Here is a 13,941-nt window from a genome sequence, read left to right as displayed (position 1 = left end):
ACTTCCTGGCAAGGAGGACGTATGAAAAACACATACATTACACAACCACAGTTCGCCATGATATGGTTTGGTGCCGCTCTATCTATAGCGGAAATTATGACAGGAACCTATCTGGCCCCCTTAGGGCTCACCCAAGGTCTATATGCCATTATACTAGGGCATATTATCGGCGGTGTATTGCTCTTTGGAGCAGGCCTTATTGGCGGACGTTTACGGCAAGGCAGTATGAATACTACCGCCTTCAGCTTTGGCCCACTAGGCGCTAAAGGCTTTGCCGTTTTAAATATGCTTCAACTCATCGGCTGGACTAGCATCATGATCTACGATGCCATGCTAGCCTTACAAGAGCTAGTACCCCTATCTCCTATAATTTGGACGATAGCTATCGGAGCACTTGTCATCTTATGGCTTTTCATCGGCCTCCACAATACGGGCTATATTCAAGCTATCGTTTCTGTGCTATTGCTAGGCCTCACCCTCTACATGGGCGCTCACATGATATCCCAGTGGCCTAGTGAAGGTACCCTTCTAAGTAGCGGAAACATGAGTTTCATCGCTGCTCTTGAATTATCTATTGCCATGCCACTATCTTGGCTACCTCTTATCAGTGATTATACTCGTGAAAGCAAAAATCCTGTCTCCGCATCACTTACAAGTGCTATAGTCTACACTGTAACAAGTATCGTTATGTACACCTTAGGTCTTAGTGCCGCTATCTTTGGCGGTGGCGACTCCATCATTACGATCATGATGAATGCAGGACTTGGCCTTGCGGGCCTCATCGTTATCATCTTCTCTACCGTTACTACAACCTTTATGGACGCTTACTCTGCAGGCGTATCTAGTACGACTATCTATAACGGTGCATCTAGTAAAGGTATCGCCGTCATCGTTACTATTGTGGGCACTATTGCAGCTATTCTATACCCAATGGATGATATTACAGACTTCCTATACCTCATCGGCTCTGTATTTGCACCGATGATTGCCATCTTATTGGCTGACTACTTTATCAATCGCCAACAAGTGCAAACATTATCCGCTTATCTCGTACGAGGTCTTATTTGGGCCGTATCTGTTGGTTTATACCACTATATGTTACATAGTGAAAGCACAATAGGTGCTACATTACCAACCTTTACAATGGCATTTGTCGTTACAGCTATCGTTGGATTTATAAGTAAAACAGCACACACATCGGCAGAAATTAAACAGTAACAACAAAAACCTAATGTACGTATACTAAATCAATAATAAAGATTATAGTAATATCGTAATAGAGTAATAGAGCAATAGCATAATAGCAAAAACACCTTCACAAACAGTCATCATAATGAGTTCCTATTCACGTTGAATAGGATAATTATATGATAACGTTTATGAAGGTGTTTTATATTTTTATTAGACTACCCCTCATTTAGGAATGGTAATAATTCCATTTTCGCAGGTCCAGTGTCTATCTCCTACGCGTTCTGCTTCGCTTTCATCATGGGTAACCCATACGCAGGGTACATCCCATTCACGTATGATAGAAACGAGATCTTCTCGAACTTGTTTTCTCAAGTTCCAATCTAATGCAGATAAAGGCTCATCGAGGAGCAAGATAGTCGGTTTAGAGTAAAGAGCACGCCCAAGTGCAACCCGTTGTTGCTCACCACCAGATAAGCTACCCGCCTTAGTTTTTCGGTATTTCTCTAAGCCTAATCGCTGTAATAGCGTATCACACATATCAGGTGTACCGCGTTTACTGTAAGTAATATTATTTTCTACAGACAAGTGAGGAAATACGATATTACCTTGTGGCATATACCCTACTTGACGGTCTTGCGCAGGTACCCAGATTTTTTTATCTCGATCAACCCACGTTGTATCATCACATTGAATACTGCCAGTTGTGGGTTTTACTAGGCCCGCGATGCATTTGATAAACGTACTTTTACCACTGCCGGACTGACCAGTCAGCACAGTAATGCCAGACGGCAGCGCACCATTGGCTTTCACAGTCACAGAAGGTCTAGCTACAGTAAAGGAAAATGTAATCATAGAACCTCCTAATTATTATCTGTATGGCGGAACAAGGAGCCTTTTGTAATGAGGTGAATCCCGCTCAGTAACGCCAATGTAAGAACACAAATATAAATAACGAGCTCAAAGGCATCCATGTACTGCCCTGCCTCTACATAGGAGTAGATAGCTAACGGCATAGTACGTGTTACCTTAGGAATATTACCGGCAATCAAGATGGTAGCACCAAACTCGCCCATAGCACGGCAGAACGCTAAAATACTACCAGTTACAATACCTTTCCATGCGAGCGGTACAGATATGGTAAAGAAAATGCGTAACTCTGAAGCACCTAATGTTCGAGCTACGTCCTCCATATTATGATCTACGGACTGTAATGCAGAGCGCACTGTTTGATAAAACAGTGGAAATGCAATAACAGAAGAGGCTATAACGGCACCGGAAGCAGCAAAGACTACGCTCATGCCATGAGCTTCAAGCCAAGCCCCAAAGGCATAACCCGGCGTAAATACCATAAGCAGCGCAAAACCAACGACTACAGGAGGTAGTACTAGAGGCAATGTAATAAGGGCATCAAGAATAGCAATGCCGCCCCATTTACAGCGATTCATCCAGTAGCAAACGGCTAAGCCACTTAGGATAACAATAACGAGGGCAATGCTCGCCACCCATAATGATAACCAAAATGGACTCATGCTATCCCCCCTTTCTATTTAATAATGCTGACATCATATATTTCCAGCTAGGACTAACAACAATAGTAATATATATATTGTATCATAAGAAAACGCTAGCCTCGAAAGCTAGCGTTTAACTCTTATTTAGAAGTAGAAAAACCGTATTTCTCTAACACTTTTTGGCCTTCTGGGCTCATTACATATTGGTAGAAATCTTTTGCCAATGCATTGTCATATTTTTTGATGATACCGATTGGATAGATAACTGGATCATGAGAGTCTGCAGGTGTTACTGCGGAAATTTGAACGGCATCACCTGCTGCAATGGCATCAGTTTTGTAAATGAAGCCTGCATCACCAGCACCTTGACTAACAGAAGCCGTTACGGCTTTTACATCTTTTGCGTATACTACATTAGGCTCTACTTGTTCCCAAACGCCTAATTTTGTTAATACTTGTTTACCATAGTTCCCAGCTGGCACTGTTTCAGGGTTACCCAATACAATGCGTTTCACACTAGCAATTTGGCCTAATTCAACTTTAGGTTGACCTTTTGGAACTACGAGAACGAGTTCATTTGTAACGAATGGTTTTACATCACTGACAAGATCTTTTTCTTGTAACATTTTCATATTTTTTTCGTCAGCAGAGATAAATAAGCTAGCTGGTGCACCTTGTTCAATTTGTTGCCGCAATGTGCCAGAACCAGCAAAGTTAATAGTAATTTGATCATCTGCTAAATGATGGCTTTTCTTGTAAGCATCAGCCAGTTCTGTAAGAGCCCCTTTAAGACTAGCGGCTGCTTGTATAGTAATCTTTTCGGATGTACTCGGTTTAGCAGATTCAGCTTGTTTACTTGCATCATTACCACAGCCTACCAGAAAGGCAAGCATGAAAACGCTCATTAATACTAATAAAATTCGTTTCATAATTCCTCCTATGCACCCCTCTAACATCCACACTGTGAAAGCTATGGTCAAACCTAGAGACACCTCAACTAACAAAAAACTAAATATACAATATATTCACATTATACTATAAATCTACAATCTTGGTCGTATGTAAAACTCACATTTTGCATAGGTATTTCTGATGATTATGATTAGTAATCATAATAGATAAATTTTCAACCCTAAAAGAATACATACTATGGTATGATAATACTATAGAGGCTAAGAAAGTCCTGAACAGATTTTGAAATGTATCCACTAATCATTCATATAATATTAACTGTATAGCAACTGTATAGTAACTGTATATTTACTCTATACGGTTATACAATACGTTAAAACTATGCCCTATTTTAATAAGAAACTCCAGGTGAGATAATGAATTTACTCGTATTAATAGGCCATATCTTTATGAATTCCATGATTCCTATTTTAATACTTATAGGGGTTGGATTTATATTAGATAGAAAATTTAAACTCGATCTGTATACGCTGAGTAAGCTGAACTTCTACATATTATTACCTACGTTTATATTTAGAGCTATGTATGAAGCAAAACTTAACTCAGGTACGTTAGAAATTGTATTTGTTGCATTCTGTGTACTCATACTAAACTCCATACTAGCAGATGTAGTTGGTCGAATGCAGGGGTATGACGTAGCCAAGATTGCTACCTTAAAAAACTGCGTTATGTTTAACAATGTAGGGAATATGGGCGTCGCCCTTGCTATATTTGTATTTACAAACGTACCCTATATTATTGATGGAGCCACACCCTATGCAAACTTAGGTCTTGTCAGTGTCGTATCCATCATGATTATTCAAACCATCAGCAGTAATACATATGGTTTCTACCAAGCTGGTGCAGGCAGACTCAGCCCACGAGATGCACTAAAGGTAGTATTCCACATGCCAATGGTATATGCCATTCCACTAGCTCTACTCTGTCAGTTTCTGCCTTTTGATTTACACGGTCTCTTCTTCTTTGCACCGCTTAATATCTTCGCCAATGCTTTCGTCGGTGTTGCTATGATTGCCTTAGGTGTACAGATTAATAGAACGCCGTTAAACTTCTTTAAGCTTGATGTTATGCTTGCTTCAACCTTACGTCTTGTTGTAAGTCCACTCATAGCCGCTGCTATAACTATACTGTTCATCAAGTTCTATGGTCCTATGCACCCAATAGCAGCGCAAACTATTATCATAACCTATAGCGTACCAACAGCTATTAATATGTCTCTCATTGCCATTGAAATGAAGAATAATCCTGAATATGCTACGCAAATCGTAATGGGCACCACAATTCTATCGGCAGTAACTATGCCGCTATTTATTACAATCGCCTATTACCTTTTCCCATTATATTGATACTAGTATACCTATACAAAAAGGAGCCCTTTTAAAGGGCTCCTTTTTGTACACTTTAAACAATTATCATGTTACTTACTGATGAGATACGTGTTCCATACCCATTCTTACTAGACCTTCCACATGATCATCGTTTAAAGAGTAGTATGCAGTTTTCCCTTCCTTACGATAGGTCACAAGGCGTGCTTGACGCAATACACGCAATTGGTGGGAAATGGCAGATTGACCCATTCCCATAGTTTCTGCGATGTGATTTACACACATTTCGTTTTCTAATAATAATTCTACTATTTTAAGGCGTGTAGGGTCACCTAAGATTTTAAACAGCTCTGCTAACTTTAGCAATGATTCTTGTTTGTCGCTCATATAGTCCCCCTCAATTTCATTCATATTCATGCTTATAATCTGTATTTCTTATGTATAACTAATCGATGTTGCTTAAATTAGATTTCTCATATATAGAGCATATATATAAATATTATATCATTTTTATTATATTAAAAAAGAGACTTTGTAAAAACAAAGTCTCTTTTTGTATCATATCAAAACAGGATATGAATTATTTAATGATTAATACAGGGCAAGTGGAGTGACTAGTTACATAGCTACTTACGCTACCCATGAATAAGCCTTTCAATGGACCAAGGCCACGGCTACCCATTACGATAAGATCAGCATTGTATTTTTTAGCTACTGCCAACAATGCAGGACCAGGGGAGCCAACTTCGAATACGCTTTTAACTTTTACACCTGTAGGAATTTCTTTCACTACATCATTAAGAATTTCTTTACCAGTTTCTTCCATATCTTCCGCAATTTGTTCAGATACGTAGCCACCGGAAATTGGTGTTTGATCGAAATTGGAAATAGCAGACACAATGTTTGCAACGTGAACAACAATCAATTCAGCATGGTTGCGGTCCGCTACAGCGAGAGCATGTTCCAACGCACGTTTAGCATTTTCAGAACCATCAGTAGGTACGACAATAGTTTTGTAGGTAACCATAATAACCCCTCCTATTTCTAATCCCTCAAAGGGGATATGATCAAAGATCGTTTAGCCTATATTATTATATTCTAGACCATCAAGGAAAACTCCTCTTTTTCTAGAGGATTTCTTTTATTATAGCACAACTTATACAGAATTATACAAATAAAAGAATATTATGTGTATATTATAACACTTGCGAAGATTGGTTCGTATTCAATGTAGTAGTCAACTTGAATCCATCGAGCACATCGATAAGCTCTGGTGTGCTAAGGCTAGTGCCTGCTGGGCCAATCATACGAGCCACAGCCACATTGCCTTCATTACCTAAGATAATAGTAGCTGCGAAGGATACCGGTGCCGCTGCGGATGTATCAGCTGTATTAGGATTCTTCATATGACCTGCCAAATAGAACATAACATTACCATCGATAATATGCGTTTCATATCTATTGATAGTTGCCTTATTCACTTCAACTAATTGTTTAAGATAGTAATCACCTAGCATTTGTTTGCCCATCATCGTAGGCATGCCTGTGCTAACTGCTTGTACTGGAATTGTAAAGGATTCAATATCAAGGCGTATATTATGCTTAGTGAAAGCAATTTTCCCCTTTTCATTAAGACGGGTAAATCCTTTTGGATAATTAAATTTGATGCCTTCAGCTACACTAATGTCACTAGTGCCAGAGATAAATTGTTTAACACCTTTAATCGTACTAGAACCAGTTTTATTTAATAATTCAAAGGACGGAATCGTATGTTCCATCAAGCCTTGTTCCATAAACTCCCCTTGAATAGGAGCATAAGTACTAGCTAAATTATAGCGATGCGTTGGGTCCTTATCCATGATGAATTCCGCTTCAAATACGGATTGAACGGGCTCTGTAGATGTCATTTCAGCATACGATTTTGGTGTCGTCTTATCCCAACGCGCTGATATAGCCCCTTTCTTGTTAAAGAAGCCACCAACAATATCATTATTTTCAAAGGCATTACTATGTTGACGCCAAATGCTCAAGTATTCTTCATCAGACATACCCTTGATTGGCACACCATACCAAGTCGTATTCCATTCCTTTTGAGACACCCCATCTTGCGGTGTATTATTGCGCTTTGTGAAAGACACAGTATAGGAATCATCTTGTGTAGGACCTGCTAAGTTGAAAGAATAGCCTTGAATATGCTCACTTTCACTGCGCACATCCATATCCAGTTTAACACCATCTGCTACACGCCAAGGAAGCGTAAAGGTATAGCCGTTTTTATAATCCTTAACCACTGTATTCATCGTAGTAGCATAGGACTTATATTGTTCTGGCAAAATAGATGCAGAGTCTTTTTGGGAATCTACAATAGCTAATGGAGTTTCAGGTCTTCCCTGCAAACCTTCCGCCATAATAGAGGTCGTGCCCATAGCCATTACAGCTAATGTGGCAGCAATAAAACGTAACTTCATAAGACCTCCTATAACATATTCTCCAAGAACGCTTTCGTTCTATCGTTCTGTGGATTATTGAAAATTTGCTCTGGTGTACCTTCCTCTTGGATGACACCGTCGGCCATGAAGATGACACGGTCAGATACTTCACGAGCAAAGTTCATTTCATGAGTTACGATAATCATCGTCATGTGATCATCAGCCAATTGTTTAATAGTCTTTAGAACCTCACCAGTTAATTCTGGGTCAAGAGCGGATGTTGGTTCATCAAAGAGCATGATTTCTGGATTCATTGCCAATGCACGAGCGATGGCCACACGTTGTTGTTGACCACCAGATAAACGGGATGGATACATATCGCGCTTTTCCCATAGGCCAACTTTATTGAGTAATCGCTCTGCAATCGGTAAAATCTCATCATCTTTCATGCCTTTTACCATGCGCGGCGCTATCATAATATTATCGAGCACTGTCATATGAGGGAATAAATTGAACGATTGGAATACCATGCCCATGCGTAATAGCAAGTCATGTTGTGTTTCTTGGCTTGCATAGTTTACAGTGCCATTAGCATCTGTACTAGCAAGAACAGTGCCATCTACAGTAATTGAACCACCGTCGATAGTCTCTAATTGACCTAAACAGCGCAAGAATGTAGATTTACCAGACCCAGAAGGACCGATAATAGAAACGATTTCCCCTCTATTCATTTTGAGCGATACATCGCGCAATACAGTTTGATTGTTAAAGCGTTTTTCAATACGCTCCATATTTACAAATGTCATAAGTACCTCTTAAATCGTCGCATCCTTTTATCTAAACATACTAATCATTAAGTATCAGTCCGCTATATGAACAATAATTGGATGTAAAATACGACAAGCAACTACAGAATAGATTAATCTTCGTATACAGCAAATCTTCTTTCTAAGTAGTTGAAGATATTTGTCAAAATAAAGGTAAAGATCAAGTAGAACAAAGCTGCCACCAAGAAGGCAGAGATGTCAAAGTCACGTTGTACGATAGATTTTGTAATACGCAAGATATCGTTCATAGCCAATACGTATACGAGAGAAGTATCTTTCAACAAGTTAATTGTCTCATTCGCAAGTGGCGGTAATACGCGTTTAAACATTTGTGGCAAGATGATCTTACGCATCGTTTGGGCATAAGTAAAACCAAGAACCTTTGCCCCTTCGTACTGACCACGAGAGATGGATTGAATACCACCGCGGAAAATTTCACATAAATACGCTGCATAGTTTAATACGAATGTAAGCACCGCTGCTGTAGCATCATCCATTTGGACAGCACCATCTGTAATGATAGGTAATGCATAATAGACGAATAAAATTTGAAGCATTAGTGGTGTGCCGCGCATCAAATATACGAAGGCTTCAACGATTTTGTCGAGCACTGTAAATTTAGATAAACGTACCAAAGCAAGTAGAATACCACCAGGAATGGATAGGATCCATACAATACAGAATAGCGATACGGTTACCTTTAAACCATCAGCAATGGTTGGGATAATCTGCAATAAATAATCTAACATGGAATACTCCTTCAAAACACGACTAGAGAAGAGGCTTCTGGCCTCTTCTCTAGTGTACATTTCGTTCTTTAATTATCTGTTGTACAAACTGACCATAGTACTATTAGTATATCACGAATTGTACTATTTAGCATCGCTCTTATCTAGGTCTGCGCTAGAGCCCAACCATTTTTCAACGATTTTATCAGCAGTACCATCTTTTTTCATTTCAGCTAAGATACCATTGATTTTATCACGTAATGCAGTGTCATCTTTACGGAAGCCAACAGCGAAGTTATCAACACCGTAATCAGTACCTTCTACGATTTTGTATTTACCAGGTTCTTTTGTCATGAGGTAACGAGCGATAACACCATCTGCGATAACTGCATCAACACGTCCAATACCAAGATCCATAAAAGCACTTACGAAATCAGCATAAGATTTAGTTTCTTTCACAGTTTTACCGCTTGGATCGTTTTGCAATGCAGATTCACCAGTACTTGCTTGTTGAACACCTACTACTTTGCCTGCAAGATCTGCTTTAGATTTAATGGATTCATCTTCATTACGAACAACGATGTATTGTTTATCCTTCATATATGTGTTGGAGAACAAGATATTTTTCTCACGTTCAGGAGAAACTGTTAGACCATTCCATAAAGCGTCGATTTTTTTAGATTTCAACTCAGCTTCTTTACTGGACCAGTCGATAGCTTTGAATTCCACATCCATGCCAGCGCGTTTAGCTGCTTCTTTAGCCATATCGATATCAAGACCTACGATTTCGCCTTTATCATCTTTAAAGCCCATTGGAGGGAAGCTATCATCTAAGCCGATAACGATTTTTTTAGGTAATTCTTTATTAGCCGTTTTAGTATCACTACCACAACCCGTTACAAATACCATCATAGATACTGCTGCAAGGCCAACGGCCATCATTTTTTTCCAATTCATAACTATCCTCCACGGTGTATTACACCTTTAACTACTTGCTAATATATGCTGTACAGAACTCATATCTGTACCCGATGATTGTATTATACTTTAGTTCGTTAAAGTTGTAAATAGATAATTTGATGAATTTTAGAATTTTTTAGTTCTCTTATGGTTCATGCAGGATTATAGTACTAAATGCTTTGTATATACGCACACATTATGTATCTAAATGCTTGTGAATCGCTTCAATCATGGCCATTTTGTCTTTATACCCTACCTGTGCGAGATCTAATGGTATTACATAAATCCCACCATGACCATTCATGGCTTGCAACTCACGCCAACCTTCAGTAAATCCAATTATATGCTCATAATCGACAAAGACAAAATATTCATCGCCATGAAAGAGGCTGTGAAAGTATTCTTTCACAGAAAAAGGCCTTCGCTTTAACACGAGGCCCTTTTCACAGATAAATGCTTGACTTTCACCTAATCTATGAAGGGTCCACAATATTAGGAGTAACAACAGGTAATACCATATACGCTCAGCCCAATCGGAGGGCATATATTTTACAATTAAGGCGCAAACCAATAGACCGATGATACGACCGGCCCACTGAATTCCACGATGTATTTCTAAGCTCTGTTGTACGGTACCTGATGAAAAGCGTTCCATCGCCTCTTGTTTCGTCATGGCTTACCTCACAAATTGAAAGTCTACTATATGATTTTATTTACGACACAAGCCCATAGCTTGCTCTACTTTACGATACATTTGACTTGCTTTAGCATGAGCCTTAGCAGCACCTTCATCGAGAATAACATCGAGTTCAGGGCTTGTAATCAATTCATTATAACGTTGTTGAATTGGCTCAAGAGTTGCCACCAATAGATCTGCGATATCGGATTTGAACACGCCATAACCTTTACCAGCATACATTTCTTCGATAGCTTCATAGCTGTCTTTTGTGATAGCACGGTAAATGCCCATCAAGTTAGAAATGCCAGGTTTGTTTTCTTTATCATAACGCACCGCGTTATCAGAGTCAGTTTGAGCGCGTTTCAATTTTTTCACGATCAAGTCTGGTGCATCCAAAAGACGAATTGTAGCATTTTGGTTATCATCAGATTTACTCATTTTCTTAGTTGGCTCTTGCAAGCTCATAACGCGAGCACCACCTTCGCCTACCTTGATATCAGGTACTACGAAAGTTTCGCCAAATCTACGGTTAAAACGCTCTGCCAAATTACGAGTCAACTCAAGATGTTGTTTTTGGTCCTCACCTACTGGAACATAGTTAGTACCATATAACAAAATATCTGCCGCCATCAATGGTGGATACGTAAGCAACGCTGTAGGGATAGAGTCACCTTGCTTTTGAGACTTATCTTTGTACTGTGTCATACGCTCTAATTCGCCAACATAGCTGATAGATTGCATAACCCAACCGAGTTTAACGTGCTCAGGTACTTCGGATTGCACAAATAATGTTACCTTTTTAGGATCGAGGCCAACAGCGAGGTATAACGCAGCCAAATTACGAGTATTTTGGAATAACTCTTTTGGATCTTGCGGTACAGTGATTGCATGTTGGTTAACGATGCAATAATAACATTCATCAGTATCTTGATAGTCTAAGAAATTACGTAAAGCCCCCAAATAGTTGCCAAGTGTTAATTCTCCACTTGGTTGGATGCCGGAAAATATAACTGCCATAATAGTCTCCCTATATTGAAATAAACCAACAGTGCCGAAGCACTGTTGGTTATATATATTATTCTACGGTTACAGATTTAGCCAAGTTACGTGGTTTATCTACATCTGCGCCGCGTGTAATCGCTGCGTAGTACGCCAATAATTGCAATGGTACAACCGCAAGGATTGGAGCGATGAATTTATTTGCACGAGGCACATAGATTGTATGGTCTACGTGTTTAGATAATTCTTCGTCACCTTTCATGCCAATACCGATTACAACAGCTTCACGCGCTTTTACTTCACGGATGTTGCTAATCATCTTATCATACACATCTTCTTGTGTAGCCAATGCGATAACAGGTACGCCTTCTTCAATAAGAGCCAATGTACCATGTTTCAACTCGCCACCAGCATATGCTTCAGCATGGATGTAAGAAATTTCTTTCAATTTCAAAGCACCTTCCATCGCTACTGCGTAGTCGATAGCACGACCCAAGAAGAACGCATCAGATTTGAAGCCATAATGTTTTGCAAAGGCTTTCATATCTTCGTCTACTTCAAAGATTTCATGAATCAATGTAGGCAAGCTTTTAACACCGCAAAGGATTTCTCCGCCTAAAGCCGGATCCATTTTACCATTTAATTGACCAAGATATACAGCAAACAACAAGCCTGCTACTAATTGAGTAGTATACGCTTTTGTAGACGCTACAGAGATTTCAGGACCTGCCCATGTGTACACAGTGTTATCTGCTTCACGGGAAATACTGGAACCTACTACGTTTGTAATTGCCAAGGATTTAGCGCCATGACGTTTAGCCTCTTTCAAAGCAGCCAATGTATCAGATGTTTCACCAGATTGACTGATAACGATACATAATGTTTTATCATCAGTCAACGGATTGCTATAACGATACTCAGATGCAATTTCCACACTTACAGGAATGCGCGCCAAGTTTTCAATATATTGTTTTGTTACAAGACCTGCATGGTATGCTGTACCACATGCAACGATGAGAATTTTATTGAAAGCTGCTACATCGTCAGCAGTCCAATTCAACTCATCAAAGATTACTGTTTTACCATCTTCGGAGATATGTGTACCGAATGTATCGCGTACAGCTTTAGGTTGGTCATGAATTTCTTTCAACATGAAATGTTCATAACCACCTTTTTCAGCAGCCTCTGCATTCCAACTTACGTGGAATACTTCTTTATCGATAGCATTACCTTCACGGTCAAATACGGATACATTATCACGAGTTACGATAGCTAATTCACCATCGCTCAAGATATATGTATCACGTGTGTAGTTAATGATCGCTGGAATATCCGATGCTACAAAGTTTTCGCCTTTGCCAAGACCGATAACCAATGGATTTTCTTTTTTAGTACAAATGATTTTGTCTGGCTCATCAGCACAGATGATTTCAAGGGCATACGCACCGTCAACACGAGCGAGCATGCGGCGTACAGTACTTACGAAATCGCCATCGTACATATCCTCTAATAAATGAGCTACTACTTCTGTATCAGTTTCAGATTTAAAATGGTACCCTTTTTCGATGAGCTCTTCTTTTAAAGGCATGTAGTTTTCAATAATACCGTTGTGAACAACAGCAAATTTACCATCTTCAGATGCATGAGGATGGGCATTCATATCGGATGGACGACCATGAGTAGCCCAACGAGTATGACCAATACCTACAGTTCCTTCATTAGGATCTGCTTTTACAATAGCCTCAAGATTAGCTAGACGGCCAACCTTTTTTTGAATTTTGATTGCATTTTCAGCACCAATAATAGCGATGCCTGCAGAGTCATAACCACGGTATTCTAATTTCGCCATACCGTCCAATAAGAAATCAGATGCTTGATTAAAGCCAATGTATCCTACGATACCGCACATAAATATATCCTCCTATAACTGGGGGCATTCTAGCCCCAGCCAACAACTAAGGCTAATTAATGTTCTAGATTAATGTTCTAGATTAAAGTTCTAGATTAATGTTCTAGATTAAAGTTCTAGATTAATATTTCAATTATGTATTAATTATTACTTTAATACAATTCATTCAGATACACTTTGTCTCCATTGTTACCAATGGGCTTTTTAGTATCTGTTACGACATGAATCTGCCGGAAGAGCATCCGCTGATTATTCGATCACTCTTCACCTCGTCTACCCTAACGACTGCCTTCGCGGGTACTTGCGCTATTCGCTTTTACGAATTGTGAAACTCCTTTCTATAAGATACGGCAGATCTTTAAAGTATACATCGTATACCAATCTATATTATACGTGATAATGAATGGTGAA

14 protein-coding genes are annotated in these 13,941 nt (G+C 39.3%); 2 read left to right on the top strand and 12 right to left on the bottom strand.

Annotation, left to right across the window (positions count from 1 at the left end; translation table 11 throughout):
• Positions 1-21 precede the first annotated feature (21 nt).
• Positions 22-1,218 (top strand): putative hydroxymethylpyrimidine transporter CytX, encoded by a 1,197-nt coding sequence (gene cytX, locus ACWTVK_RS07385; RefSeq protein ID WP_456046443.1) that lies wholly within the window; start codon positions 22-24, stop codon positions 1,216-1,218.
• Between the two features lie 195 nt (positions 1,219-1,413).
• On the opposite strand, the gene ACWTVK_RS07380 is transcribed toward cytX, so the two are convergent.
• From ACWTVK_RS07380 to modA, 3 genes are all read right to left on the bottom strand, one after another.
• Positions 1,414-2,043, bottom strand: coding sequence for an ATP-binding cassette domain-containing protein (locus ACWTVK_RS07380; RefSeq protein ID WP_456046442.1), 630 nt, complete (start codon positions 2,041-2,043; stop codon positions 1,414-1,416).
• An 8-nt stretch (positions 2,044-2,051) separates the two neighbouring features.
• Positions 2,052-2,720 carry a molybdate ABC transporter permease subunit gene (gene modB, locus ACWTVK_RS07375; protein ID WP_308511426.1) on the bottom strand — a complete coding sequence of 223 codons (669 nt, stop codon included), beginning with the start codon at positions 2,718-2,720 and terminating at the stop codon, positions 2,052-2,054.
• A 122-nt stretch (positions 2,721-2,842) separates the two neighbouring features.
• A complete protein-coding gene (gene modA / locus ACWTVK_RS07370; protein ID WP_456046441.1) occupies positions 2,843-3,631 on the bottom strand; it encodes a molybdate ABC transporter substrate-binding protein in 789 nt (262 codons plus the stop codon).
• 399 nt (positions 3,632-4,030) lie between these two features.
• Between modA and ACWTVK_RS07365 the strand changes: the two genes are divergently transcribed.
• Complete coding sequence (locus tag ACWTVK_RS07365) at positions 4,031-5,020, top strand: AEC family transporter (RefSeq protein WP_456046440.1); 990 nt, start codon at positions 4,031-4,033, stop codon at positions 5,018-5,020.
• Positions 5,021-5,095: 75 nt separating this feature from the next.
• Here the strand turns inward: ACWTVK_RS07365 and ACWTVK_RS07360 are convergent, their stop codons facing one another.
• From ACWTVK_RS07360 to glmS, 9 genes are all read right to left on the bottom strand, one after another.
• Positions 5,096-5,386 carry an ArsR/SmtB family transcription factor gene (locus tag ACWTVK_RS07360; protein WP_024063797.1) on the bottom strand — a complete coding sequence of 97 codons (291 nt, stop codon included), beginning with the start codon at positions 5,384-5,386 and terminating at the stop codon, positions 5,096-5,098.
• Positions 5,387-5,579: 193 nt separating this feature from the next.
• A complete protein-coding gene (locus tag ACWTVK_RS07355) occupies positions 5,580-6,026 on the bottom strand; it encodes a universal stress protein (RefSeq protein ID WP_005387768.1) in 447 nt (148 codons plus the stop codon).
• 169 nt (positions 6,027-6,195) lie between these two features.
• Positions 6,196-7,467 (bottom strand): hypothetical protein, encoded by a 1,272-nt coding sequence (locus ACWTVK_RS07350; RefSeq protein ID WP_456046439.1) that lies wholly within the window; start codon positions 7,465-7,467, stop codon positions 6,196-6,198.
• An 8-nt stretch (positions 7,468-7,475) separates the two neighbouring features.
• The gene (locus tag ACWTVK_RS07345) at positions 7,476-8,234 is read right to left on the bottom strand and encodes an amino acid ABC transporter ATP-binding protein (protein WP_060923854.1); all 759 of its coding nucleotides are present in this window, start codon (positions 8,232-8,234) and stop codon (positions 7,476-7,478) included.
• 113 nt (positions 8,235-8,347) lie between these two features.
• Positions 8,348-9,004, bottom strand: a complete 657-nt coding sequence (locus ACWTVK_RS07340; protein ID WP_005387763.1) for an amino acid ABC transporter permease — start codon at positions 9,002-9,004, stop codon at positions 8,348-8,350.
• A 123-nt stretch (positions 9,005-9,127) separates the two neighbouring features.
• Complete coding sequence (locus tag ACWTVK_RS07335) at positions 9,128-9,940, bottom strand: amino acid ABC transporter substrate-binding protein (protein WP_129823661.1); 813 nt, start codon at positions 9,938-9,940, stop codon at positions 9,128-9,130.
• Between the two features lie 199 nt (positions 9,941-10,139).
• Positions 10,140-10,616 carry a hypothetical protein gene (locus tag ACWTVK_RS07330; protein WP_456046438.1) on the bottom strand — a complete coding sequence of 159 codons (477 nt, stop codon included), beginning with the start codon at positions 10,614-10,616 and terminating at the stop codon, positions 10,140-10,142.
• 36 nt (positions 10,617-10,652) lie between these two features.
• On the bottom strand, positions 10,653-11,639 hold the full coding sequence (trpS, locus tag ACWTVK_RS07325) for a tryptophan--tRNA ligase (RefSeq protein ID WP_005387758.1): 987 nt from the start codon (positions 11,637-11,639) through the stop codon (positions 10,653-10,655).
• Positions 11,640-11,697: 58 nt separating this feature from the next.
• Positions 11,698-13,530, bottom strand: coding sequence for a glutamine--fructose-6-phosphate transaminase (isomerizing) (gene glmS / locus ACWTVK_RS07320; protein WP_456046437.1), 1,833 nt, complete (start codon positions 13,528-13,530; stop codon positions 11,698-11,700).
• Positions 13,531-13,941 lie beyond the last annotated feature (411 nt).

The organism is Veillonella sp. Ser01 (genome assembly GCF_053850375.1).
The sequence above is the reverse complement of the archived record's forward strand: the minus strand, read 5'-3'. Positions and strand labels throughout refer to the sequence as shown.